We start from the raw sequence: 473 nt of genomic DNA on the forward strand, positions 1-473 counted from the left end.
GTGTCGCCAGCCTTGGCGCCGTGCGCGATGTCCGCCCGGATCTGAAGGTCGCCGTCGTTTCGGCGTCATCGCGCCGGTCGGACATTCTTTCTGCTCTGACGGCAGGAATAAACGGCTATGTGCCCAAGGGACTCGGCGCCGCCGATCTCGCCGAGGCGGTTCGCGCGATCCTCAACGGCTCCGTCTATGTTCCCCCCTCCATTGCAGGTCGCGCCTCCTCTTCCGAAGAAGGTGACAGCCTCGCAGCGGCCGCCGCGGGAGATCCGAAAAAGCGCCACCGCACGATCGAGTTCCTCACACCGCGGCAAAGAGAGGTCCTGCAGCTCCTGGTACAGGGGCTGTCGAACAAGGAAATCGCCCGCACGCTGAAGCTCAGCGAAGGCACGTGAAAATTCACATGGCAGCCCTTTTCCGGAGCCTGCGGGTCAGGAACCGACAGGAGGCGGCCGCGGCTGGGGCGCGCCTGTTGCCGG

At 65.3% G+C, this 473-nt stretch carries 1 pseudogene; it reads left to right on the top strand.

What is annotated here, in order from left to right:
- Positions 1-473: pseudogene (locus tag ACFHWW_RS34215) on the top strand (LuxR C-terminal-related transcriptional regulator); the annotation flags it as partial.

The organism is Sinorhizobium sp. P24N7 (genome assembly GCF_042436655.1).
In the GTDB taxonomy this organism is placed as follows: Bacteria; Pseudomonadota; Alphaproteobacteria; order Rhizobiales; family Rhizobiaceae; genus Sinorhizobium; species Sinorhizobium meliloti_A.